At 59.0% G+C, this 22,654-nt stretch carries 21 protein-coding genes; 17 read left to right on the top strand and 4 right to left on the bottom strand.

The window, feature by feature from the left end:
• Positions 1-11: 11 nt before the first annotated feature.
• Positions 12-707, bottom strand: coding sequence for an L-ribulose-5-phosphate 4-epimerase AraD (gene araD / locus WJU23_RS21275; RefSeq protein ID WP_346334723.1), 696 nt, complete (start codon positions 705-707; stop codon positions 12-14).
• A gap of 152 nt (positions 708-859) precedes the next feature.
• On the opposite strand from araD, the gene WJU23_RS21270 reads away from it, so the two are divergent.
• The 11 genes from WJU23_RS21270 (at position 860) to WJU23_RS21220 (ending at position 13,963) form a co-directional block, all read left to right on the top strand.
• Positions 860-2,740 carry an ABC transporter ATP-binding protein gene (locus WJU23_RS21270; RefSeq protein WP_346334642.1) on the top strand — a complete coding sequence of 627 codons (1,881 nt, stop codon included), beginning with the start codon at positions 860-862 and terminating at the stop codon, positions 2,738-2,740.
• Positions 2,741-2,820: 80 nt separating this feature from the next.
• On the top strand, positions 2,821-4,095 hold the full coding sequence (locus WJU23_RS21265) for an MFS transporter (RefSeq protein ID WP_346334641.1): 1,275 nt from the start codon (positions 2,821-2,823) through the stop codon (positions 4,093-4,095).
• A 125-nt stretch (positions 4,096-4,220) separates the two neighbouring features.
• Positions 4,221-5,288, top strand: a complete 1,068-nt coding sequence (locus WJU23_RS21260; protein ID WP_346334640.1) for a MoxR family ATPase — start codon at positions 4,221-4,223, stop codon at positions 5,286-5,288.
• Positions 5,289-5,351: 63 nt separating this feature from the next.
• Positions 5,352-6,260, top strand: a complete 909-nt coding sequence (locus WJU23_RS21255) for a DUF58 domain-containing protein (protein WP_346334639.1) — start codon at positions 5,352-5,354, stop codon at positions 6,258-6,260.
• The gene (locus WJU23_RS21250; RefSeq protein ID WP_346334722.1) at positions 6,260-6,790 is read left to right on the top strand and encodes a DUF4381 family protein; all 531 of its coding nucleotides are present in this window, start codon (positions 6,260-6,262) and stop codon (positions 6,788-6,790) included. The genes WJU23_RS21255 and WJU23_RS21250 overlap by 1 nt, the downstream gene beginning before the upstream one ends.
• Complete coding sequence (locus WJU23_RS21245; protein ID WP_346334638.1) at positions 6,787-7,812, top strand: VWA domain-containing protein; 1,026 nt, start codon at positions 6,787-6,789, stop codon at positions 7,810-7,812. The genes WJU23_RS21250 and WJU23_RS21245 overlap by 4 nt, the downstream gene beginning before the upstream one ends.
• 13 nt (positions 7,813-7,825) lie before the next feature.
• Positions 7,826-9,748, top strand: coding sequence for a VWA domain-containing protein (locus WJU23_RS21240; protein WP_346334637.1), 1,923 nt, complete (start codon positions 7,826-7,828; stop codon positions 9,746-9,748).
• A gap of 24 nt (positions 9,749-9,772) precedes the next feature.
• The gene (locus tag WJU23_RS21235) at positions 9,773-12,319 is read left to right on the top strand and encodes a BatD family protein (RefSeq protein ID WP_346334636.1); all 2,547 of its coding nucleotides are present in this window, start codon (positions 9,773-9,775) and stop codon (positions 12,317-12,319) included.
• Positions 12,320-12,417: 98 nt separating this feature from the next.
• Entirely contained in the window at positions 12,418-12,591 is a 174-nt protein-coding gene (locus WJU23_RS21230) for a hypothetical protein (protein ID WP_346334635.1), read from the top strand.
• 60 nt (positions 12,592-12,651) lie between these two features.
• A complete protein-coding gene (locus tag WJU23_RS21225; RefSeq protein WP_346334634.1) occupies positions 12,652-13,203 on the top strand; it encodes an RNA polymerase sigma factor in 552 nt (183 codons plus the stop codon).
• Positions 13,196-13,963, top strand: a complete 768-nt coding sequence (locus WJU23_RS21220; protein WP_346334633.1) for a hypothetical protein — start codon at positions 13,196-13,198, stop codon at positions 13,961-13,963. Before WJU23_RS21225 ends, WJU23_RS21220 begins: the two co-directional genes overlap by 8 nt.
• Here the strand turns inward: WJU23_RS21220 and WJU23_RS21215 are convergent.
• On the bottom strand, positions 13,949-14,401 hold the full coding sequence (locus WJU23_RS21215; RefSeq protein WP_346334632.1) for an Rrf2 family transcriptional regulator: 453 nt from the start codon (positions 14,399-14,401) through the stop codon (positions 13,949-13,951). The two genes, WJU23_RS21220 and WJU23_RS21215, sit on opposite strands and share 15 nt — an antisense overlap.
• Positions 14,402-14,509: 108 nt before the next feature.
• On the opposite strand from WJU23_RS21215, the gene WJU23_RS21210 reads away from it, so the two are divergent.
• From WJU23_RS21210 to WJU23_RS21190, 5 genes are all read left to right on the top strand, one after another.
• On the top strand, positions 14,510-14,791 hold the full coding sequence (locus tag WJU23_RS21210) for a hypothetical protein (RefSeq protein WP_346334631.1): 282 nt from the start codon (positions 14,510-14,512) through the stop codon (positions 14,789-14,791).
• Between the two features lie 262 nt (positions 14,792-15,053).
• Positions 15,054-15,308, top strand: coding sequence for a 30S ribosomal protein S16 (gene rpsP, locus WJU23_RS21205; protein ID WP_346334630.1), 255 nt, complete (start codon positions 15,054-15,056; stop codon positions 15,306-15,308).
• A gap of 54 nt (positions 15,309-15,362) precedes the next feature.
• Positions 15,363-15,686: a KH domain-containing protein gene (locus tag WJU23_RS21200; protein WP_346334629.1), complete on the top strand. Its 324-nt coding sequence runs from the start codon at positions 15,363-15,365 to the stop codon at positions 15,684-15,686.
• Between the two features lie 103 nt (positions 15,687-15,789).
• The gene (cysS, locus tag WJU23_RS21195) at positions 15,790-17,199 is read left to right on the top strand and encodes a cysteine--tRNA ligase (RefSeq protein ID WP_346334628.1); all 1,410 of its coding nucleotides are present in this window, start codon (positions 15,790-15,792) and stop codon (positions 17,197-17,199) included.
• 127 nt (positions 17,200-17,326) lie between these two features.
• Positions 17,327-18,826 carry a CbiX/SirB N-terminal domain-containing protein gene (locus WJU23_RS21190; RefSeq protein WP_346334627.1) on the top strand — a complete coding sequence of 500 codons (1,500 nt, stop codon included), beginning with the start codon at positions 17,327-17,329 and terminating at the stop codon, positions 18,824-18,826.
• Between the two features lie 40 nt (positions 18,827-18,866).
• Here WJU23_RS21190 and WJU23_RS21185 read toward each other — a convergent pair whose 3' ends face one another.
• A complete protein-coding gene (locus WJU23_RS21185) occupies positions 18,867-19,301 on the bottom strand; it encodes a pyridoxamine 5'-phosphate oxidase family protein (RefSeq protein ID WP_346334626.1) in 435 nt (144 codons plus the stop codon).
• Between the two features lie 150 nt (positions 19,302-19,451).
• Here WJU23_RS21185 and WJU23_RS21180 point away from each other — a divergent pair, with 150 nt between their 5' ends.
• The gene (locus tag WJU23_RS21180) at positions 19,452-21,842 is read left to right on the top strand and encodes a Tex family protein (RefSeq protein ID WP_346334625.1); all 2,391 of its coding nucleotides are present in this window, start codon (positions 19,452-19,454) and stop codon (positions 21,840-21,842) included.
• A gap of 79 nt (positions 21,843-21,921) precedes the next feature.
• On the opposite strand, the gene WJU23_RS21175 is transcribed toward WJU23_RS21180, so the two are convergent.
• Positions 21,922-22,602, bottom strand: coding sequence for a cysteine peptidase family C39 domain-containing protein (locus tag WJU23_RS21175; RefSeq protein WP_346334721.1), 681 nt, complete (start codon positions 22,600-22,602; stop codon positions 21,922-21,924).
• Positions 22,603-22,654: the final 52 nt, after the last annotated feature.

Genomic DNA, 22,654 nt, shown 5'->3' with positions numbered 1-22,654 from the left:
GCTAATGCTTGTCACTTCTGCCCGTAATACGCCCCCGGCCCATGCTTGCGCAGGTGGTGCTTGTCCAGGATATGCTCCGGGATGGAAGCCAGGTCTGGATTCAGTGTCAGGGAGCTTAGAGCCATTTGCGCACACATCTCCAGTGCGATGCTGTTCTTGACGGAATCCATCGCATTTTTGCCAAAGGTGAAGGGCGCATGATGCCGCTGAAGCACCGCCGGCATCTCCAGCGGATTCAGCCTCAGCTCCCGCAGCCGCTCCACAATGGCCACGCCGGTGAAGTGTTCATAATCCTCATCCACTTCATCCTGGTTCAGCGCCCGGACAATGGGCACTGTGCCATAAAAGTGATCCGCATGCGTAGTCCCAAAGCAGGGCAGTTCCCTCCCCGCCTGGGAAAAGACCGTGGCGTACAAGCTGTGGGTATGGGTGATGCCGCCAATCTCTGAAAACTCCCGGTATAAATGCAGATGCGTTTTTGTGTCGGAGGAAGGGCGCAGCTTCCCTTCCACAATGTTCCCCTCCAGATCCATGAGGACGATGTCCTCCGGGGTCAGCGCTCCATAGTCCACCCCGCTGGGCTTGATGCCCCAAAGGCCCGAAGCCCGGTCTATGCCTGAGACATTGCCCCAGGTCAGGCGGACGAGGCCGCTGGGTTCCAGCGCCCGGTTGGCTTCACAAATTTGGTTACGCAATTCAGGCAGCATCATGGTTGGTGGGCAGGCTTCGGCCACACGCGCTGGTTTTTCAACCGGGACAATCCGGCTTTTGCAAGCGTGAACTTCATCTCGACGCTTTCATTCTCCCGTGCTAGGCATCCCGTCCCGAAGGCATTGCCCGGGACATTTATCCCACCCACATGGCCGCAGCTCCCCTGTTGAAAAACCCGTCTCAGATGACCGATGCTGAGATCGCCCAGTTAAAGATGCCTTATGGGCGCATCCTTCAGTATCTGAAACCGTGGATGGGCAGGTTTGTCCTGGGGGTGCTTATCGGAATCGTCGCCGCGTCGTTCAATGGCGTGCTCATCATCGGTGTTTCGCTTATTTTCCAACTCGTGCTGGATGGCGGGGCCAAAACGCTGGGAAAACCCTTGGATCTGCCGGTTTTTGGGGAGATCAACCTCGCTGAAATGTTTGGCATGGCCCCTGACACGCCAGTGGGGCTTGCGGGCGTTATCGCGGCCTGTGCCTGCATTCCTGTGCTGATGTTTCTGAACGGTTTTTTAGAATATCTGAACAAGTATTGCCTGGCCTGGGTGGGCACTAAAATGCTCTTCCACATCCGCAGTGATGTCTTCCGCAGCGTGCTTCGCCAGTCTCCGGCGTTTTTCAGCCACACCAAAGCGGGCGAGCTCATGCAGACTGTCTTTAACCAGTCGCGCGTGGCACAGACGAATGCGGTTCAGCTTGTGCAACTGCTGACCAACCGTCCGCTGACAATCATTGTGATCCTCTTTGTTCTGTTCTCCAAAGACTGGTTTTTTACGCTGATGTCCCTGGTGGTCTTTCCCCTCTGCCTCGCCCCCATCATCGCCATCGGCCGGAAGGTGCGGAAATCAGGCTCAGGAGAGGAAAAATCGGTGGGCAAGATGATGACCACCATGCATGAATCCTTCACGGGCATACGCCTTGTGAAAGGTTATGCGCGGGAGGAATATGAGGTGGAGAGGTTTGACCGGGCCAATGCCACCATGTGCCGGAACATGATGCGTTGGACACAGGCGACGGAGCTTATCGGCCCCATCGTCGAGGCCGTTGCCTCCATCGGGATCGCTGCAGGCCTGGTCTATTTTTGGGTGCAGCAGCGGCCTGCCAGCGACCTCATCATCCTGGTCATGGCCCTGACCAAAATCTACCCGCCTGCCAAGGAGTTGAGCAAGGTGAACCTGCTCATGCAGAAGACCGTCTATGCCGTGAACAAGGTGGTGCATTTGCTTGAGCGCCCGGCGGACATTCAGGATGCTCCCGGGGCACCAGATCTTCCGCGCATCAAAGGTGGTGTCACATTTGAAAATATCTCCTTTGCCTACAGCGATCTGGATGGCAGGAAGCTGGACCGTGCCGCCATTAATCATGTGAATTTGGATCTTGCCCCAGGCCGTTTTTACGCCCTCGTCGGCCCCAGCGGGGCAGGGAAGAGCACGCTATTCTCCCTTCTCCTGCGCTTCTATGATCCCGAAACCGGCCGGGTTCTGATGGATGGAACGGATATCCGCACCGTCACCCAGGACAGCGTGCGCACGAACATTGGACTCGTCAGCCAGGACACTTTCCTGTTCCACGATACCATCCGCGAAAACATCCGCTATGGCCGCCTGGATGCCACGGAGGAGGAAATCATCGCCGCCGCCAAAAAGGCTCATGCCCACGAATTCATCCAGCAGGTGCAGGGGGGCTACAATGCCATCGTTGGAGACTCCGGCTGCAACCTTTCTGGCGGGCAAAAGCAACGTCTTTCCATCGCCCGCGCCATCCTGCGCAATGCTCCCATCCTCCTCCTGGATGAGGCCACCAGCGCCCTGGATACCGAGACGGAAAAGATCATCCAGGAGGCCATCCACGTCCTTTCGGAGGGGAAAACTGTCATCGCCATCGCCCACCGCCTGTCCACCATCATGGAGGCGGACCAGATCATCGTCATGAAGGATGGCAGCGTCGCCGACATGGGCACGCATGATGAGCTTTTGAGGAACAGCGATCTCTACCAAAAGCTCTATTCCTTGCAGTTTAATGAGTAGTTTCTGCTGAGCCGCAAATTTAACCGTTTTCGGTATGGGCTTGCCAGATCCGCGCAAATGTTAAAAGCTCGCGCCCTCGCATGACTCAACCTGCCGCTTCTCCTGAGATTACCCGCCTGCGGGACCTTTCCTCCCACCAGAAAAAGTCCGGCCTCGCCGCCTGGCTTGGCTGGCTGTTCGACGGCCTGGACATGCACATCTATACCCTGGTGGCCACACCCTTCGTGGCCATCCTACTGATGAGTGATGGCATCGCTGCCTCTCCTGGAGAGGTGGATACCAAGGCCTCCATCATCCAGGCGGCGTTCCTCGTCGGCTGGGCTTTGGGGGGTGGCGTCTTTGGCTGGATCGGAGACCGCATCGGCCGCAGCCGCACCCTGGTTCTTACCATCCTGTTTTATGCAGGTTTTACTGGTCTGTCGTATTTCTGTACTGAGTGGTGGCATCTGCTGATCTGCCGTTTTCTTTCGGCCCTGGGAATCGGCGGCGAGTGGGCAGTGGGTGCCTCCCTGCTTTCGGAAACCTGGCCTAAAAAATGGCGGCCATGGATCGCCGCCACCCTGCAAACCGCCGTCAATCTGGGCGTCCTCCTCGCCTGTCTGGCCGGCTGGCTGCTAAAGGATGATGAAAGCCACCGCACCATCTTCCTTGTCGGCATCCTGCCCGCCTTGCTCACCCTCTGGATACGCAAGGCCGTGCCTGAGACAGAAGAGTGGCAGGAGGCAAAAAAGACAAGCGTCCCACCGCGCATCCGCGAGCTTTTTGGACCTGCCGTCTCAGGTGTCACCTGGCGTGTACTCATCATCTGCGCCGTCTCCCTTACCGCCCACTGGGCTTTCATGTTCTGGCAGCAGAGTCTCATTCGTGCCATGCCAGAGGTCCGAAACCTCACGGCGCCCGAACAGACCCACGCCGTCGTCGTCGCCCTCATGTACATCATGATCGGGTCCATCATTGGCAACTACCTTGCCGGCGCCCTCGCCAAACTCATGGGTTATCGAAAGGCCATTACCCTCATGCTGCTGGCCTATGGCATCACCATGCTCGCCGCCTTTTCACAGACTTGGACGCATGATCAGATGCTGAACTGGTATGCCATAATCGGTCTCTGCCAGGGTGTTTTTGGTCTCTTCACCATGTGCCTGCCGCCGCTCTTCCCCACGCTCCTGCGCACCACCGGGGCTGGCTTCTGCTACAACATCGGTCGCATTGTCGCCGCCGCAGGCACGGTGATGTTCAAGCTTTATGTGCCAGTGGGGGACTACCGCCTGGCACTCTACTACGCGGGTCTCCTTTTCATCCCTGCCGCCGCGATAGCGCTATTGCTGCCTGAGGAAAAACAAGCCGTCAGATGACTGCCTGTTCGTCTCCAGATCGAGAGATATGGAAACTTTTGCGGCAAAAAGGCCCGCCGGTGTCGTTTTGAACATGGAGGTCCTGCCTTGACTCTCCCCCTGCCACCATTGAGCTTTCCCCACGCATGTCTGATTCTGTCGCCCCACCGCCCCCGCCTGAAGCCGGTCCGATTTCCCTGAACAAGAACCCATTGCCCACTTCCGCATCTGCCCCCTCAGTGCCAGATGCTGCCGCCATTGAAAAGGCATCCACCTGGGTCAAACCGCTGCGTGCCGAGATCGCCCGTGTTCTTGTCGGCCAGTCGGCTCTTGTAGACCGTCTGCTGGTGGCTCTGCTCACCAATGGCCATGTGCTTCTCGAAGGCGTGCCCGGCCTCGCGAAAACCCTTGCCGTCCGGACACTTTCCAGCGCCCTTCATGCCGAGTTCAAGCGCATCCAGTTCACCCCCGACCTCCTCCCTGCGGATGTCATCGGCACCATGGTCTATCACCCGCGTGAAGGCACCTTCACGCCCCGTCTGGGTCCCATTTTTGCCAATCTCGTCCTGGCGGATGAAATCAACCGCGCCCCCGCCAAGGTCCAGAGCGCCCTGCTGGAGGCCATGCAGGAGCGGCAGGTCACCATCGGTGACAACACCTACAAGTTGCCGGACCCCTTCATGGTGCTGGCCACTCAGAACCCCATTGACCAGGAAGGCACCTACACCCTCCCCGAAGCCCAGCTTGACCGTTTCCTCTTCAAGGTCCGGGTGGACTATCCAACTCCAGCCGAAGAACGCCAGGTGCTTGATGCCATGGCCACCAGCGCCCCCAAGCTGGAGGTGAACCAGATCACCAAAACCGAAGACATCGTGGCCAGTCGCGGTCTCGTGAATGCCATCTACATGGATGAAAAAATCCGTGATTATATCGTCTCCATCATCCAGGCCACCCGCACTCCGGATGCCTATGCCCCGCACCTGAAGCTTCTCATCCGTTGCGGAGCCTCCCCGCGTGGTACCATCAATCTCGCCCTCGCCGCCAAGGCCCATGCCTTCCTGGCCGGGCGCAACTACGTCACCCCGCAGGACATCAAGGACCTCGGGCCGGACATCCTCCGCCACCGTATCCTGCTCTCTTACGAAGCGGAGGCCGAAGGCGTCAGCAGTGAAGACGTTGTCCGTCAGCTTCTGGACAAGCTTCCAGTGCCGTAAGGAATCGAAATCTGCGGTCCGATTTGAATCTCACTCGAAGCCGCTTTGCGGCTGCCTTGACCCATGCTTGACACCCCTGACAACGACGAACAGCTCACGCGCATCCTGAAACGGGTGCGGCGTATCGAGCTGATCACCCGTGGCATGGTCAAGGAGACCCTGGGTGGCCAATACCATTCCCGCTTTAAAGGGCAGGGGATTGAGTTCGATGACTTCCGTGAGTACCAGGCCGGCGATGACGTCCGCTTTCTGGACTGGAACGTCACCGCCCGCATGGACGAGCCTTTTGTGCGCAAATACATCGAGGAGCGCGAGCTCACCGTCATGCTCGTCGTGGATGTCAGCGGATCGGGTGATTACGGCAGCCAGGAGGACAGCAAACGCGAGCGCGCGGCCGAAGTCGCTGCCGTTTTTGCCTTCAGCGCCGTGCAAAATCAGGACAAAGTCGGCCTCATCCTCGTCAGTGACCGCGTGGAGCATTATCTGCCCGCCCGCAAAGGCAGCGCCCACGCACTCCGCATCCTCCGGGATATCCTCACCATCCGGCCCAAGAGCCGCAAAACCAATCTCACCCCCGCTCTGGATACCGCCCTGGAGCGCATCGCCCACCGCGCTCTCGTGGTCCTCGTCTCGGATTTTCTGACGCCGGACAGCGTCTGGGAAGCCAGCCTCCGTTCCGTCGCTGCCAAGCACGATGTCGTCGCCGCCCACATCAGCGACCCCCGGGAATGGATCCTCCCGGATGCTGGCCGCATCTGCATGGAAGACCCGGAAACCGGGGAGCAGTTCATCGTCAATACATCCCATCCTGAAGTCCGCCGAAAATACGCCCAGGCCATGGGAGACCGGCAGGATGCCCTGACGCGTATGCTGCGCAAAAACGGCGTGGAACGTATAGACGTGCGTCTGGATGATGACTACGCCCCGGCCATGAAGGCCTATTTCCGCTCAAGAAGAAGGAGGAAACGGTGATGTTAAACTTCTTGTTAGCCCAGGCGGCGCCCGAGGGGCCCCCGTTGCAGCCGCTCCCCCATCCCGCGCTGCCGGAGGTCTTCATTCCCCCTGCACCCATTCCCGTTTGGATTTTTATCGTCTGCGGCCTCCTGCTGGTTGCCATGCTGGCGCTTGTCCTGTGGCTGCTGCTGCGCCCCCGCCCACCAGAGGCCATACCGCCCAAACGGCCCTGGGTCACTGCCATGACCGCCCTTCGCGAGCTTTCCCCCTTGGCCCGTTTTCAGCCCCCCGGCCAGACTGCGGGCCAGATTTCGGAGATCCTCCGCCAGTATTTCCTGGTCCGTTACAAGATCCCCGCCCCCTTCCGCACCACGCAGGAGATCTTTCATGGAGACACCATTCCCTCCACCTCCTCCCGCCTGCACAAATACGCCCCCCTCGCGGACCTCTGGGATGGCCTTTCGTTCGCCCCGGTTCCTGCTTCTACGGACGAGGCCGCAGAGCTGCTCGCCCGTGCCATTACTTATCTTGAGGAGGACCGGCCATGAACATCCCCTTGCTTCCAGACATCATCTTTGCCCGTCCAGAGTGGCTCTTTGCCCTGCTGGCGCTGCCGCTGATGATGTGGTGGCGTGGCCGCATCGGCCGCGCACCTGCGGTCACTTTCCCCACCTCCTTCATCCTTCGCGATCTTGGCTTCAAGGCCAAGTCCACCCGTGGCGGCCTCACCTTTGGGCTGGTCCTTCTCAGCCTCGCCTCGGCCGTCATTGCGTTGGCCAGGCCGCAAAAGGTCATCTCCCATGATGAGGACAAGACCGAAGGCATCGCCATCTGCCTCACCGTGGACGTATCCCTTTCCATGCTCATTGAGGACTTTTACATCGGTGGCTCCCCGGTGAACCGCCTCACCGCTGCCAAACGGGTCATGCGTGACTTCATTCGTGGCAGGACCAGCGACCGTGTCGGCATCGTCGCCTTTGCCGGGGCTCCTTATCAGCCCTGCCCCCTGACGCTCGATCACGAATGGCTGGAGTCCAACCTCGACCGCATCCAGACCGGGGTTATGGAAGACGGGACTGCCATCGGTTCCGGCCTTGCCGCCGCCGCCCGCCGTTTGGACAAGGAAACCGTCCCCAGCAAGGTCATCATCCTCCTGACGGACGGGGCCAACAACAGTGGCAAGCTCAGCCCCCAGGATGCCGCCCGCCTCGCAGCCACCTTGGGCCAAAAGATCTACACCATCGCCATCGGCACCCCCGGCGTTCACATGATTCCCCTGCCAAACGGCCGCGTCATCACCAGCGGCAGGCAGGAGTTTGACGAAGGCACCCTCCAGGAAGTCGCCCGCATCGGCAGCGGCAATTTTTACATGGCCCAAGATCTTTCAGCTCTGGAGGACATCTTCGAAACCATCGACCGCCTGGAAAAAACTGAAATCAAACGCCGCAGCATTGTCGAAACCGAGGAACTTTTCTTCTACCCCGCCGCCCTGGCTGCCGCTCTTTTGGGCCTGGCTCTTTTCCTGAGGCTCACGTTGTTAAATTCCGCACCCATGGCGGTCGCCACTTGAGACCATTTCCGGCATGACCTTCGCCCATCCAGCCCTGCTCTATTTTCTGCTTGCCCTGCCACTCCTCGCCGGGCTGCGGTCATGGGCGTCCTTTCGGGCCGGCAAGATCGTCGGTGCGATGACAGCCCCCCGCCTCCGCCGTGATCTGATCGTCGGTATCTCCACCTGGCGGGCTAACCTCATCTTTGCCCTTCAACTCATCGCCCTGGCCTGCTTTATCTTCGCCATGGCCCAGCCTCGCTGGGGTGAGGACAAGATCATTCAGATCGAGTCTGGCCGCAATGTCATCATCGCCATGGACACCTCCCGTTCCATGCTTGCGAACGATGTCTCCCCGGACCGCATCACCCGTGCCCGGCTGGCAGCTCAGGACGTACTTGCTTCCCTGAAAACCGACCGTGTCGGCCTCATCGCCTTTGCCGGCAATGCTTATCTGCAGGCTCCACTGACCACCGATCATGAGGCCATTATCGAGGCCATTCAGTCCCTGGATTTCACCTCCGTTCCACGTGGCGGCAGCGACATCGGCAAGGCCTTGAAGCTGGCCATGGAAACCTTCGAAAAAAATCCAGCCCGCAACCATGGCCTCATCCTCTTCAGCGACGGGGGGGAGCCTGACGCCCAGATCAAAGAATACGCGCAGCAGGCGGCCAAAAAGAACGTCCTTGTTCTCACCGTCGGCGTCGGTACGGAAACAGGTTCCCTGATTCCTGACCCGGATCCTGACCGCGTTGGTGACTACGTCCGGGATCGCGCTGGCAATGTTGTCAAAACCACGCTCCAAGGCAACGTCCTTCAGGAGATCGCCACCGCCACACGAGGCCGGTATCTGAAGCTGGGCTCCCAGCCATTGGCCGTCACCGTGGTGCGGGACCTGCTCTCGGCCCTTCAGGCCCAGACCAACGAAGCCCGGCAACTTGTCAAACCGGTCGAACGTTTTCAGTGGCCGTTGTCTATGGGTGTATTGTTACTTATGATTGCCTGGTCCCTCCGCTCCTCTCCCGCCCGCAGCCGGCTGGCCCCGGCGCTCGCCCTGCTTTGTCTGGGCGCGGGCGAAAGTACAGTTCGTGCTGAACCGGCCGCCGCCCGCTCCGTTTGGGCTTCCATTTTTAATCGCAACCAGGTTCAGCCCCAGGAGGCGGAGGACGCGCTGAAAAATGGCAATCACAAGCTGGCCGCTGATCTGTTCAACCGGCTGATCAAAGAAAATCCACCGGAACACCTTCGCCACCGGTATGCGCAGGCCATGGGCTTCGCCGCACATCAGATTGCCGATTATGACCGTGCCGTTGGTGCCTTCAGCCAGGCTTTGGAATCAGAGGAGCGTCCGGTACAAAAACAGGCGCACCAGGGCATCGCCCACAGCCTCTATGACCAGGGCGACCGGTCCCTGGCCAAGCAGCCCAAATTCACCCTCAAAACCTGGCGGGATTCCGTCAAGCATTTCGACGCTGCCATCAAGCTGGATCCCGCCAATGACAATCTGCGGGAGAACCGCGAGTTCGTGAAAAAGCGCCTGGATGAACTCCAGAAGCAGATGGATCAGCAGGAGCAAAAGGGCGACAAAGGCGAAAAGGGTGACAAGAAAAAAGGCCAGAAGGGCGAAGGCGAAGAAGGTGAGGAAGGGGACGGCGATGGCGAGCAGGACGGCAAAGGCAAAAATGACAAGGACCGCAGCCGCAAGGAAAGCCTGGGCAAACAGGATGGCGAAAAGAAAGAGGAGGAACTGCCCGAAGGCGATCTTCAGGCTGCCAACAAAGGCGAACCTCAGGACCAGGAAGGCCAGCAGGCCGAGGACGCTGGTGATGAAGCCAACGAGGCCACCGGCTTCAGCCGCAACGAGGCCAGGTCTTTCCTCCGCACTTATGCCGATGATCAAAAGAAAGCGCAGATCCTGCGCCCGCGCGACCCGGCGGCCAACGGGAAGGACTGGTAACTGGATACAAAAATGATGGGACCCATGACAAAAATGAACCGCCACACGGCCTTCACCCTCGGGCTTCTGGCTGTCTTCTGGCTTGGCATCGTCAGTGTGGCGCAGGCCGCTACCGTCCGCGCCTATGTGCAGCCGGACCAGGCACGGCCCAACCAGGTTGTCACCTATGTCATTACCGTTCAGGACGGCAGTGTGGAGCGTCTTTCAGAGCTCCGCCTTCCCCTCCAGATCCAGCAGACCACCAATGTATCCACCTCGCAGCAGTTCAGCATCACCAATGGTCGCCAGACCTCTTCCATCCGCCTCTCCTGGGGTCTAATGGCGAGCGAGCCTGGAGACTTCATCATCCCCGCTCAGAACATCAAGGTCAATGGCCAGATGGTGGCGACAAATGAGGTCAAGCTCACTGTCGGCCAGGGCGGTGCCGGCCAGGATGCCTTGGCAGATGCGGACGATACCAACAAGCCCATCCTCCAGCTCGAACTCGGTAAAAAGGAAATCTACCAGGGGGAGGTGATGCCCCTGAACTGCACCCTTTACATCCCCCGTCAGACGTCCCTCCGCCGTCTGGGTCTCATCGAAATCGAAAAGAGTGACTTTGCCATCGCCCGCTTTCCTCAGCAGAGCGACCAGACCACCACTGTCATTGGAGATGTGGGCTACACCGTGCTCACCTTCCGCAGCACGCTTTCCTCCCTTCGCACCGGCGACCTCAAGGTTGGCCCTGCCACTATGGAGATTCTTGTTGAGGTGCCCGTAGAAGGCAATCCCCGGCAGAACATGTTCCCGCCCGGTTTCCCTCAGGGTTTCTTTGGTGTCGCCTCTGAACCCCGCAAGCTGGTGGTCAAAAGCCAGCCGGTCACACTGAAAGTCCTCCCTCTTCCTGAAGAAGGCAGGCCGGAAAACTTCAGCGGTGCCGTCGGAGACTTTGTCCTTAGCGCCAGCGCCAGTCCCACCGAATTGACTGTGGGAGATCCCGTTGCGGTGGAAATGGTCGTGGAAGGCATTGGCAATTTCGATGCGCTCACCCCTCCCGCGCTTACGGCCCCCAGCGGATGGAAATCCTATCCTGCCAAGCGTTACAGCATTGAAGGCCAGCTTGATCAGAGCCAGGTGCCGACCCTGGACCGTAAAATTGGTTATTCCCAGGTTTTCATTCCTGAGGCTGTCCACGACACCCTGCCGCCTTTTGAAATCAATTTCTTCAGCAGCAGCAAAAAGCAGTACGTCACCCTCCGGACCGAGGCCATTCCCCTGGACATGAAGCCTGCCCCTGCCGTCTCCACCAGCGAGGTCACTCCTGGCAGCGTGGGGGAAAGTGTCCCGCCGCCGCTGGTTCCTGATCCCCAGCCAGAAATCACTGACATCATTGTCAATCCTCCTGCCACCCCGCGCTGGCTGCCTCCCACCGGCACTCTGCTGCTGCGCAGCACGACCTATTGGACAGTCCAGGCCATCCCTGCGGGACTCCTTCTGCTGGCCAGTTTCCTTGCCGTTTTAGGGCGACGCCGTCGGGCTCGCATGGCCGGGCGTGCAGGTGAGCTTCGCGCCGCCTGGAGTGCTTTGGATGAGCGCGCGCTGGCCGATGCCGAGTTCCTCCGCCGTGCTGCTCAGTTTATCCATACCGCCAAATCCGGGGATACAGTGCTGGAACCCGAGCTGAAATCCATCCTGGACCGTTATCAGTCCTCCAATTTCACTGCATTCGCGGCAGCGCCCGTCACTCCAGAAGAGCGCCGCCAGATCACCCATACCCTGGGCGGTCTCTTCAGCCGGGCTCTGGCCAAAGTAACCCCTTTGATCCTCATCGCCTTCATGATTTCCGGCAGTCTTCATGCCCAGGCACCCTCCCCGGATGCCGTGTATCAGGAGGCCCTTGCCGAACTGGAAAAGGGCAACTTCGCCCGGGCCCAGTATCATGCGGAATCCCTCACCAAAAAGGATCCTCCGCAGCTCAGTTCAGAAGTCTTTCAAATCATCGGTCACGCCCGTTACCGGCAGGAGGATTTTGGCCGTGCCGTCCTCTGGTATGAGCGCGCCCGGCTGTTTGATCCCCGGTCTCCAGAACTCCGGCAAAACCTCCGCCATCTATACGAAAAGCTCCGTTTTGTCTCCTTTCAGGCGGAATCCCCTCTCAGCCAGTGGAGCCTGTGGCTGTCGCTGAATGAATGGGTCATCCTGGCCACCATCGGTTTCTGGCTGTTTCTTCTGCCCCTCGCCTGGCGTCTTTTGGCCGGGCGTCGTAGCCTTCCATGGGCACTCACCGTCTCTGTCATTGGCCTTCTGATCGCTTTGCCCGCTTCCGCTTTGGCCTCCATTCGCCCATTAGGGCCAGACCGCGTCCGGGACATCTCCGTTGTCACCGTTCCTGAACTCAGTGCCTATACCGCCGCCACGGTCACATCTGGGACGGTGATGGATCTTCCAGCCGGTTCGCAGGTGCGCATTCTGGAGAAACGCGGAGCCTGGAATTATGTCGAAATCCCCAACCGCCCTGAAAATTTACGCGGCTGGGTGGAGAGCGCCGCCATCACCCCACTTTGGATTTGGGATGCGCAGCTTGTTCCGTGATCATTTTTGATCCATTGTGGAATAATGTGGACGCATCAGCGTCCCATTCTCAGAGCTCCTTCCCGTGGGCTTCCTCAAACCAACCTACCCCTGCACCTATGAAATCCATCCTCCTCCTCTCCCTCGTCGCTTTCAGCCTCGGTCTGTCCAGTTGCGCCACCTGCTGCAAAACCAAGTCCGCCTGCTGCGATGACAAGGCAGCCTGCTGCAGCAAGAAGCCCGCAGACGGCAGCAAGTGCGAGTCCTGCGACGCCGGTAAAAAGAAAATGTAGTCATGTCTGGCTGGTCCAGACTGGCCCGTCCCTTTTTCAACTGGCAGCCGTTTAAGACCCATGGAGTTCGAGCATCTTGTGCAGGAGCATTACCAGGGGCTTTACCGCTTCGCGCTGAGCCTTGCCCAGCGTGAGGCGGATGCGGCCGACCTCACCCAGCAGACTTTTTTGCGCTGGGCCACCCGCGGCTTCCAGCTTCGGGACCGGAGCAAGGCCAAGACCTGGCTCTTCACCACCCTTTATCGTGAGTTTCTAACCAGCAACCGCCGCTCCGTCCGCTTTCCTCATGTCGAGCTTGGAGATGCCGAGCCCGAACTGCCTCCCGTCCAGGACAGGACCGCAGAGGACATGGATTCACAGTCCGCCCTGGAGGCACTGAACCAGCTGGATGAAACCTACCGTGCGCCGCTCACGCTCTTTTATCTTCAGCAGCACAGTTATCAGGAAATAGCCGGTATTCTGGAGGTCCCCATCGGCACCGTCATGTCCCGCCTCTCTCGCGGAAAAGCTCAGTTACGCCAAAAACTTTCCGATACCGCTGAACCGGCCCCCTCTGCCGCCACCCCCAAAGTGATTCCTTTCGAACCCCCTCAAACCAGCCGCCATGGATGACGCCGAACTTCATCTCCGCCTGAGCGCCTGCCGTCCCAACGGCCAGGACAATGACGACCCGCTGCTTCGCGAGGCCATGGAAAACCTGCCCCATCGCCCCGCCAGCATGGAATGGTTTGCGCAAGAGCAGGATTTTGACCGCGCCATGTGCAAGTGTCTGGCTGAGGTGCCCGTGCCGGAGAATCTCCGTTCGGAAATTCTCGCAGCAGCCAAACTGAATTCGGCTCTGCCGCGCTGGCAGCGCCTCCCCTGGCTGGCGGCCGCTGCGGCGCTCATGCTCTCCGGTCTGCTCTTCACCATTTATCAGCCTCAGAAGGCCGACCCCACTCTCGCCCAGTTTGAGACAGAGATCGTGGACATCTTTGACGGCATGAAAGACAAGGGCTTCGGCCTGGATCATGTCACTGGTGAAATCGCCAACGTTAGCGCCTGGCTTGGCAGTCAGGGTGCACCCAAGCCTTATGTCGTGCGTCCTTGCACCAAGGAGGCACGTCCCTTCGGCTGCCGCGTGGTGGATTGGCGCGGCCAAAAAGTGGCCATGATCTGCTTTGGCCGTGCTGATCAGGAAGCGCATTTGTTTGTCGTCTTGCGGGAAACGCTACGTGATCTTCCCGACGACCTCTCTCCTCAAAAAGTGGTACGTGTCGAGGGGTACCCCGTGGCCTCCTGGTCCTGCAGCAAGTATGTTTATGTCATGATGGGCGACTCGCCAGAGACCAATCTGGACGAATTCCTCGTCGCCACCTCAGATATCAAATGACATCGGCTGGCGCACTTTCTCGCGCTCCAGCACATCTGCCAGTGTCGTCCGGGTCAGCCATCCGTTCACATCGTCCCGCAGTCCGCCAAAGACCTGGCCCAGACCGCAGCCTCCGGTGATCCCGCACTCGCATTTGCCGCCGGGCTGGTCTGCCAGGGAAGTGCAGGCCAGGGGTTCAAACGGCCCGTCAATAAGCTGGATGATCTCCCCAAGGCTGATCCGCAGCGGTGTCTTCTGAAACTGATATCCGCCTCCCACCCCTCTTTTGCTGCGCAGAAGTCCCCCATTTTTAAGCACCACCAAAATCTGCTCCAGAAACTTTAGCGGGATGTGTTCACGGGTGGCAATGTCCTGGATCGAAAAGGTGGATGTCTCTGGCGATCTTGCCATCGCCAGCAGTGCCCTCATGGCATATTCGGCTTTTTTGGAGAGCTTCATGGCCCATGCGTTAGGAGGGCTTTGATTTTCAGGCAACCGCCAAAGGCAGCATTTACGAAATTTTTTTTGACATTGCACAGTATTTCTGGCCAAACTCACCTTGCTCCTATGAAATGGATTTTATCCCTCATCTCCCTCGCCGTTCTTTCCTCCTGCTCCACAAAGCCTTACATGGTGGGCAGTGTGAATGAAATGTTTTACAAACGCTACCGCACTCCGGGCGCGGGTTACCGGATGGCAGGGGAAGAGCGCCAGTACGATTACACCTGGCAGCAGCACTTCGTCGGCACGGCACGCCAGCCGATCTTCCCGCGCAAAAACAAGCCCCATGTCCACGTTCATCAGGAAGTCTATGCTCCTGTTGGCCAGCCCTATACCAGCGGCAAATAATCAAGGCTTGAGCATTGGTTTTCGAAAGCGGTCTCTGAAAAGAGGCCGCTTTTTTATCGGTGTCGAAATGATTCAATGCCGATCCCGATTCCTGTGCTAAGATTAATTCTTTAACACAGGTGTTAAAACCATCATCCGATGAATGGCGGTATTTGCCATTGGATGAGTGTAAATCGTTAGAAATTTGAAAATAGAAGTTGATTTTCATGGTTTCTCCCGCAACCTCCGCCTCCCCGAAAGTCCGAAATTTATATTTGATCTCATGGCAGTAGCAATCCGTCTCCGTCAAGAAGGCTCCAAAGGCCGTCTGTTTTATCGCGTCGTCGCCGCCGACCAGCGCTTCAAGCGCGATGGTCGCTTCATCGAAATCCTGGGTACCTATGACCCCCAGAAGAAGGGTGAAAACACCAACATTGACATCGAAAAGGTGAACTCCTGGATTTCCAAGGGTGCCCAGCCTTCTGAGACTGTCCGCAGCCTCATCAAGCGCCAGGTCAAGGCACAGGCTAGTAATTGAGCCCTTCTCCTTTTCCGTTGTTGCTCGGGCTGACGGAAACTGTTAATTGCTGTCATGGACGCCCCCGAAGCCCTTCGCGAATTCCTGACCTATGTGGTGGCCAATTTGATTGACCACCCCCAGCAAGCTTCCATCGCCATTGGCCACAACGCCAATGGCGTTTTGGTGTTCCGGGTCCAGCTCGCGCAGGAGGACGTCAAGCACGTCCTGGGTAAAAACGGCATGACCGCCAGCTCCATCCGCTCCCTCCTTTCCACGGCTGCAGAAAAACATGGTATTCGTGTCAGCCTCAAGATCGGTGCCGCCCGGGATCTGGACGACGATGAGACACCGGAGCAGGAACAGCAGCGGGAAGAGGCTGCTGCCGCTGATTGTTGAATCAGCTGCTATCTCGGTCCGGACGCCGGGAAACCCGTCTTCTCCGGTTCACTGACGGGTTGCAGACCGCGCCGTCACATCGTATCCCACGCGCTCCCTTTTCATGCCGCTGATCCTTCACGATACCCTTTCACGCTCGCTGCGTTCCATCGCCCCTCTGGATGGCAAAACCCTGCGCTTTTACTGCTGCGGACCCACCGTTTACGGTCCCGCTCACATCGGCAATTTTCGCACCTTCGTCGCACAGGATGTCTTCCGCCGTGTCATCGAGCAGGGTGGCCTCGCCACCTTGCATGTCCGTAACCTTACCGATGTGGATGACAAAACCATCCGCGATTCCCAGAAGGCCGGCCAGTCCTTAACCGATTTCACCCGCCTCTGGACTGAGAAATTCCACACCGACTGTGCCGCCCTTAACCTGCTGCCTCCGCATGTGGAGCCCAGCGCGGTCGCCCACATTCCCCATCAGATCCGCATGATCCAGACCCTGGTGGATCGTGGTCATGCCTACGCCACCCCGGATGGCAGCGTTTATTTCAAGGTCGCCTCCTTTGCCGACTATGGCCGTCTTTCCCATCTGGAAGACCGCGAGCTCAAACTCGGAGCCTCTTCGTCCGCCAACGCTACTGACAGCGACGAATACACCAAAGACTCCCTGGCCGACTTTGCCCTCTGGAAAGGCAAGAAGCCTGAAGACGGCCCCAACCACTGGCCCAGCCCCTGGGGGGAAGGCCGCCCCGGCTGGCACCTGGAATGCAGCGCCATGTCCCTGGAATACCTGGGCGAGGACTTTGACGTTCACGGCGGCGGCGTGGACCTCATCTTCCCACATCACGAAAACGAAATCGCTCAGAGCTGCTGCGCCACCCACGGCAAATTTGCCCGCCATTGGTTCCACGTCACCCACCTCATGGTGGACGGCGGGAAGATGAGCAAAAGCCTCGGCAACCTCTACACTCTCGAAGACCTCAAAGCCCGTGGTTATACCCCGGCTGAGGTCCGCTACGTCCTCATCAGCGGCCATTATCGCACCCCGCTGAATTTCACCCTTCATTCCCTGGATGCCGCCCGCCAGGCCCTCCAAAAGCTGGCCAAATTTGACAAGGCTGTCCGCGAAGTCGCAAGTATCTCCGCTGACATTACCGGCACGGCACCCGGCCCCTTCGCCCCCGCCTGGGAGACCCTCAACGACGACCTTAACGTTCCTGGTGCGCTCGGAGACATTTTTGCCACCATCAACCGCACCAAAGCAGCTTCCTTGACCAAGGACGAAGCCGTCGCCGCACTGGAAGGCCTCCATTTCCTCCTCCGCGCCCTCGGCCTCCAACTGCCCCCAAGCAGCGATGAAGTCCAAACCGACGTCCCCGCTGACATCACCGCTCTGGCCGAAAAACGCTGGCAGGCCAAACAGGCCAAAGACTGGGCTGCCGCCGACATCCTCCGCAAAGAGCTTGAAGCTGCCGGCTGGATCATCAAAGACAGCAAAGAGGGTTATCAGATCCTTCCCAAATAGGGCCACACGTTCGCGTTAAAGCATTCAAGCTTGCCATAACAAACTTATTCCAAAGGAAGGGCTCTGCTAAAAATTACTGTGACTTCTGCTGGCCTGTGCTTTGAGTCAAAACGTAATCACCTGCGCTTTGAACTCCCACACACACGCCGCTCTCATCATCGTCGGTCATGGTTCGACTCTGAACCCTGATTCCAGCGCTCCCACACATCGCCATGCAGATGAGATCCGGCAGCGCGGTCTCTTTCGCGAAGTGGCCTGCTGCTTTTGGAAGGAAGAGCCTTCCATGCGCGAAGTGTATGAATCCGTGGACAGTGAGGTCATCTACATCGTCCCGAATTTCATCAGCGAAGGCTACTTTTGCCAGCAGGTGCTTCCGCGCGAGCTCCGCCTGGACGGCCCCGTCACGCAGCGGGATGGCCGCACCATCCATTACTGCGACCCTGTAGGCATCCATCCCAACATGACCCGCCTGCTACTGCAGCGTGCGGATGAAGTGGCCCCTGGGGTGCCGCGTTCGGAGACGAGCCTCATCATCGTCGGGCACGGAACCAATCTGAACGACAATTCCACCAAAGCCATCCAGGACCAGGTCCGCCTCATCAGTGAAGGCGGCTATGGTTTCGCTGAAGTCATAGATACTTACATGGAGGAGGCGCCCCTCGTCTCCGACTGGCACACCCTCACCTCAGCGGCCAATGTCGTCGTCGTGCCGTTTTTTATTGCGGATGGGCTGCACAGCTTTCAGGACATCCCTGTGCTCCTGGGCATGGAGTCAGAGCCTGGCAAGGCTCTCAGCCAGATGGAGGTCTTCCGTCACAATCCCATCGCCATGCATGGGCGCAGTCTCTATTACAGCAGCGCTATCGGCACGGAGCCCCTCATGGCTGATGTCATTCTGGACCAGGTGCACGACTTCGACGCCAAGCATGGCATCTCCACTGCGGGCATAGCCCAGCCACCCCCGGATGAATTGAAGACCGCTCTGGCCGCCTGGTTGCTGGCCGGCCGTCAGGTCATCGGCCAGGTGCACATTGCAGAGGTGGGCGGCACCTTCACGCTACGTCACCTGGAGGATGTCTCCCTGCCTGCCGAAGCGCTCACCCTTTATACTTGTCCATCGGATGCCCGTGACATCGCCCGCAACGATGCCGGTGGCGAATTCCGGCCCATCAAGACTGCTCCCACACTCATCCGGGGCTGGCGGTTGCAGTTACCAGATCTGGCCTCCCTTCAGCTTGCGCTGGAATTCTTTTATCCCGCTGCCATCGGCATGGCGCTGGCGCATGAAAATGGCTGCCTTCAGCCTGTTCCGTTGCGTGATTTGTTAGGCCGCCAGACCGGCATGTACCGCTTTGCCAACGGCATCACCGATTCGCAATCGGGCGAGATCATCGGCAGCTTTTGCAAAACAGATACCAATTGCCTCCGCCGTATCGTCTGGCCTCTGGACTCCTCCCAGCCACTGCCCCCGCCTGCCACCGCCAAGCTCGGCCATGAAGCAGGTCAGGTCCCGGGACAGGCCCCCGGCCAGTGCATACCGCTCCTATGCATGGAGGCCTGCAATCACATTGTCTCCACCGCCCGGAAAGTCGCCCGCGAAAACTTCGAATCCAAGGCCACTCCGTGATCAGGCCGATCCCTGCGAGCGAGCACGGCTCATTATGAGGTCATTGCACTTCCCAATACTCCAATGCCCATTCCTTCATGTATCGGACCCGGTTCGGAGTGAACTTGTAAATGATGAGCTCCGGGTTGTTGATATCGCGGAGGTAGGTGCGGAGCAGGGGATTGCTGTTCCAGATGTCTTCGATTAAAGGACGGTCCGTGAGAATTTCTGACGTGGCGGTGATTCGGACCTGATTGTGGTCGTCGTCGGTGTAGCAGAGCTCGGCCTTTGGGTTGGCGGCGAGCTCGGCGGTTTTGCCATAGCGGCGGAGATTGGCGACATAGATGATGAAACCGTCGGTTTTTACAGGAGAGACCGGGCGCACACGGGGCTGGTCGCCATTCATGGTCGCGAGGACGGGGAATTTAGCGGCTTTCATGGTGGCCAGGGCCAAAACAGGGAGATCGGCAGGGTTGATAGGGGCGGGCTGGGGCATGCGGACGCATTATCGCGGGAAGCGGACGGGCGTTGTCAAGCATTAGGCTCAAACAAAAGTTTCGCCTGAAACGTGCTCCAGGGTTGCCCTGGATACCCCATTCGCTAACTCAGACATCCCTTCCAGTTTTCAGATTTCCACTTTCTAACCATGTCTGCTGCCACCGAACTCAAAATCAACATCGCCCACGTCGAACGCGTCGCCAAGGAACTGGGCCTGCGGGCCATTCAGGTAGGAGCCACGGCGCAGCTCTTCGCGGATGGGGCCACCGTGCCCTTCATCGCCCGGTATCGTAAAGAGGCCACAGGCTCCATGGATGAGGTGCAGATTCAAAATGTGAAGGATCGCATGGACCAGCTCGTGGCGCTGGATGACCGCCGGGCGGCCATCGTAAAGTCCCTGGAAGAGCGTAATCTGATGACGGATGTGCTGCGCGCCAAGATTGACAAAGCGGAGACCATGAACTCCCTGGAGGACATCTTTGCCCCCTTCCGCCCCAAGCGCCGCACCCGTGCCACCATTGCCAAGGAAAAGGGGCTGGAGCCGCTGGCGGATTTCATCGAAGCAAATCTTTTCACCCACGGCGTGGACCTGGACGGTGAGGCGGCCAAGTTTGTGAATCCGGATGCGGAAACCGAGGAACTGAAGGTCAAGGACGCCGCCGAGGCCCTCAGCGGTGCCCGCGACATCATCGCCGAGCGCATCAGCGACCACGCAGATGCCCGTGCCGCCCTGCGCAAGCTGTTCAGCGAACAGAGCACCGTCGTCTCCAAGGTCATGTATGGCAAAGAGAAGGAAGAAGATGCGCAGAAGTTCCGCGACTACTTCGACTGGTCCGAGCCGCTGAAATCCATCCCCTCCCACCGCATGCTGGCCATCCGCCGTGGGGAAAAAGAAGGCTTCTTGCTCATGCGCATCAGCCCCCCGGAAGATGCCGGCACGCAGATCCTGACCAACATGTTTGTGAAAGGGGCCAATGCCTGCTCCGACCAGATGAAGCTGGCCTGTGCCGACAGCTACAAGCGTCTGCTCAGCAGCAGCATGGAGACCGAAACCCGCCTGGAATCCAAAAAGAAGGCCGATGGTGAAGCCGTGCGTGTCTTTGCCGACAACTTGCGCGAGCTGCTGCTGGCGGCTCCTCTAGGCCAGAAGCGCGTCCTCGGCATTGACCCCGGCTTCCGCACCGGTTGCAAGGTCGTCGTCCTGGATGCCCAAGGCCAGCTCCTGTTCAATGATGTCATCTATTTGTTAGGCGAGGGCAACAGCCTCATGCAGGCCAAGACGCTTATCCTAAACCTGGTGGAGCGTTACAAAATCGAGGCCTTCGCCATCGGCAACGGCACCGCCAGCCGCGAAACGGAAGCGTTTATCAACAAGATCGGCGTGCCCAAGTCCATCCCCGTCCTCATGGTGAATGAAAGCGGTGCCTCCATTTACAGCGCCAGCGAAGTCGCCCGCGAGGAGTTTCCCAATCACGACATCACCGTGCGCGGCGCGGTGTCCATCGCCCGCCGTCTCATGGATCCGCTGGCCGAGCTGGTGAAGCTGGACCCCAAGTCCATCGGTGTGGGCCAGTATCAGCATGACGTGGATCAAAACCAGCTCAAAGGCAGCCTGGACAACGTCGTCATCAGCGCCGTGAACGGCGTCGGTGTAGAGGTGAATACCGCCAGCAAGCAGCTCCTCAGCTACGTCTCCGGCCTCAACAGCACCCATGCGGGAAACATCGTCGCCTTTCGCAATGAAAACGGCCCGTTCAAGACCCGTAAGGACCTCCTCAAGGTGCCCCGCCTCGGCGACAAAGCCTTCGAGCAGGCCGCCGGATTCCTCCGCATTCGCGGAGCCATCAATCCCCTCGATGCCAGTGCCGTCCACCCGGAGCGTTACCCCCTCGTGGAAAAGATGGCCGCCGATCTTGGCTGCACCGTCGCCGATCTCATGCAGAAGGCCGAGCTGCGCCAGAAGCTGGATTTGAAAAAGTATGTCAGCGAAGACGTCGGTCTGCCGACCCTCCAGGACATCATGAACGAGCTGGCCAAACCCGGCCGCGACCCCCGCAAGCAGTTTGAGATCTTCAACTTTGCCGAAGGGGTCAACGACATGAAGGACCTCACCGTCGGCATGAAGCTGCCCGGTATCGTCACCAACGTCACTGCCTTTGGTGCCTTCGTGGACATTGGCGTGCATCAGGACGGCCTTGTCCACGTCAGCCAGCTCAGTGATACTTTTGTACGCGATGCCGCCGAAGTCGTGAAGGTCGCCCAAAAGGTCATGGTTACCGTCACCGAAGTGGACATCCAGCGCAAGCGCATCGCCCTCAGCATGAAGTCCAAGCCCGACTTCGAGAAAAAGACCGGCTCCGGCGGTCCCCGTCCAGCCGGGCAGGGCGGTGGAGGCCAGGGCGGTGGCAACCGCAGCTTCAGCAGCGGTGGTGGAGGCGGGAATCGCAGCAGCTCTGGCGGAGGTGGCGGCATGGGCAATCCCTTCGGTGGCGGTGGTGGCGACTGGTTCACTGCTGCGAGCCAGAAGGGCAAAAAGTAAAGAAAGTTTTCATCACTCTCCGAGTGATGGGACCCAAAGATCACTGTACGCCCACAATGCTCTATTGCATCATAAAATATTATGGTCCAACCTCCATCCAAAAGCCGCTATACCGGTAACGATCCCTCAGCGCATTCCCATCCACTTTCTCGCTCCCACGCAGCGGATCACCGACATGAAACTGATCTCCATCCCGGCTCAGAAGGGCAATGAAATGTCCTGTACCGCCAAACTTCACGCCTACAATGCATGGCGTGAAGGGCCGGGACATATCGTGAAGGAAATCAGGCATTCCATCGCTCACATGCATCGTCGCTTTCAGGCCACGCCGCCTCACGGCGCGGGCCAGGTACCACACCTCCGTGCCGCCCTGATAGGAATAGGCTTCTTTGGCGATTTCCGCCTCCGTTGCCGCCAGGCCATGCTTGCGCAGCAGGCTCGCAGCCGCTGCCGCGCCGCAGGTGGAATAGGTGCTTTGCAGGCACACGTCCCCGCTCCAAAGGTCGCGCAGCGCACCGTCGGGAAAGGGTCCCAGGAAAGGCTTCACAAACGGTACGGATACGAAAGCCGCCACTCCCAGCAGCGCCAGCATCCGGAACACTGCCCCCAGGTCCGCTGCGACGAGTCCGCCTGCCACGCCGATCAACATGAGCAACCCTTCCGTACCCCGCCAGGAGCGGAATTCATAATACCACCCCGGCACTTCCACCAGATGCGCATAGTAAGCCGCAAAACTCGCCCCCGGCACCGCCAGGATCATTGTCAGCAAGATATACCATCCACGCTTTCTCCCTGGCATCCTGCGCCCTGAT

Source organism: Prosthecobacter sp. SYSU 5D2 (assembly GCF_039655865.1).
Taxonomy (GTDB): Bacteria; Verrucomicrobiota; Verrucomicrobiia; order Verrucomicrobiales; family Verrucomicrobiaceae; genus Prosthecobacter.
Note: the sequence above shows the minus strand (reverse complement) of the source record. Positions and strands in the feature narration are given on the sequence as shown.

Excerpts from the sequence above, each read along its gene's own strand:
- araD (WP_346334723.1), bottom strand. The coding sequence starts at position 707 with ATGCTGCCTGAATTGCGTAACCAAATTTGTGAAGCCAACCGGGCGCTG.
- WJU23_RS21270 (WP_346334642.1), top strand. The coding sequence starts at position 860 with ATGGCCGCAGCTCCCCTGTTGAAAAACCCGTCTCAGATGACCGATGCT.
- WJU23_RS21265 (WP_346334641.1), top strand. The coding sequence starts at position 2,821 with ATGACTCAACCTGCCGCTTCTCCTGAGATTACCCGCCTGCGGGACCTT.
- WJU23_RS21260 (WP_346334640.1), top strand. The coding sequence starts at position 4,221 with ATGTCTGATTCTGTCGCCCCACCGCCCCCGCCTGAAGCCGGTCCGATT.
- WJU23_RS21255 (WP_346334639.1), top strand. The coding sequence starts at position 5,352 with ATGCTTGACACCCCTGACAACGACGAACAGCTCACGCGCATCCTGAAA.
- WJU23_RS21250 (WP_346334722.1), top strand. The coding sequence starts at position 6,260 with ATGTTAAACTTCTTGTTAGCCCAGGCGGCGCCCGAGGGGCCCCCGTTG.
- WJU23_RS21245 (WP_346334638.1), top strand. The coding sequence starts at position 6,787 with ATGAACATCCCCTTGCTTCCAGACATCATCTTTGCCCGTCCAGAGTGG.
- WJU23_RS21240 (WP_346334637.1), top strand. The coding sequence starts at position 7,826 with ATGACCTTCGCCCATCCAGCCCTGCTCTATTTTCTGCTTGCCCTGCCA.
- WJU23_RS21235 (WP_346334636.1), top strand. The coding sequence starts at position 9,773 with ATGACAAAAATGAACCGCCACACGGCCTTCACCCTCGGGCTTCTGGCT.
- WJU23_RS21230 (WP_346334635.1), top strand. The coding sequence starts at position 12,418 with ATGAAATCCATCCTCCTCCTCTCCCTCGTCGCTTTCAGCCTCGGTCTG.
- WJU23_RS21225 (WP_346334634.1), top strand. The coding sequence starts at position 12,652 with ATGGAGTTCGAGCATCTTGTGCAGGAGCATTACCAGGGGCTTTACCGC.
- WJU23_RS21220 (WP_346334633.1), top strand. The coding sequence starts at position 13,196 with ATGGATGACGCCGAACTTCATCTCCGCCTGAGCGCCTGCCGTCCCAAC.
- WJU23_RS21215 (WP_346334632.1), bottom strand. The coding sequence starts at position 14,401 with ATGAAGCTCTCCAAAAAAGCCGAATATGCCATGAGGGCACTGCTGGCG.
- WJU23_RS21210 (WP_346334631.1), top strand. The coding sequence starts at position 14,510 with ATGAAATGGATTTTATCCCTCATCTCCCTCGCCGTTCTTTCCTCCTGC.
- rpsP (WP_346334630.1), top strand. The coding sequence starts at position 15,054 with ATGGCAGTAGCAATCCGTCTCCGTCAAGAAGGCTCCAAAGGCCGTCTG.
- WJU23_RS21200 (WP_346334629.1), top strand. The coding sequence starts at position 15,363 with ATGGACGCCCCCGAAGCCCTTCGCGAATTCCTGACCTATGTGGTGGCC.
- cysS (WP_346334628.1), top strand. The coding sequence starts at position 15,790 with ATGCCGCTGATCCTTCACGATACCCTTTCACGCTCGCTGCGTTCCATC.
- WJU23_RS21185 (WP_346334626.1), bottom strand. The coding sequence starts at position 19,301 with ATGCCCCAGCCCGCCCCTATCAACCCTGCCGATCTCCCTGTTTTGGCC.
- WJU23_RS21180 (WP_346334625.1), top strand. The coding sequence starts at position 19,452 with ATGTCTGCTGCCACCGAACTCAAAATCAACATCGCCCACGTCGAACGC.
- WJU23_RS21175 (WP_346334721.1), bottom strand. The coding sequence starts at position 22,602 with ATGATCCTGGCGGTGCCGGGGGCGAGTTTTGCGGCTTACTATGCGCAT.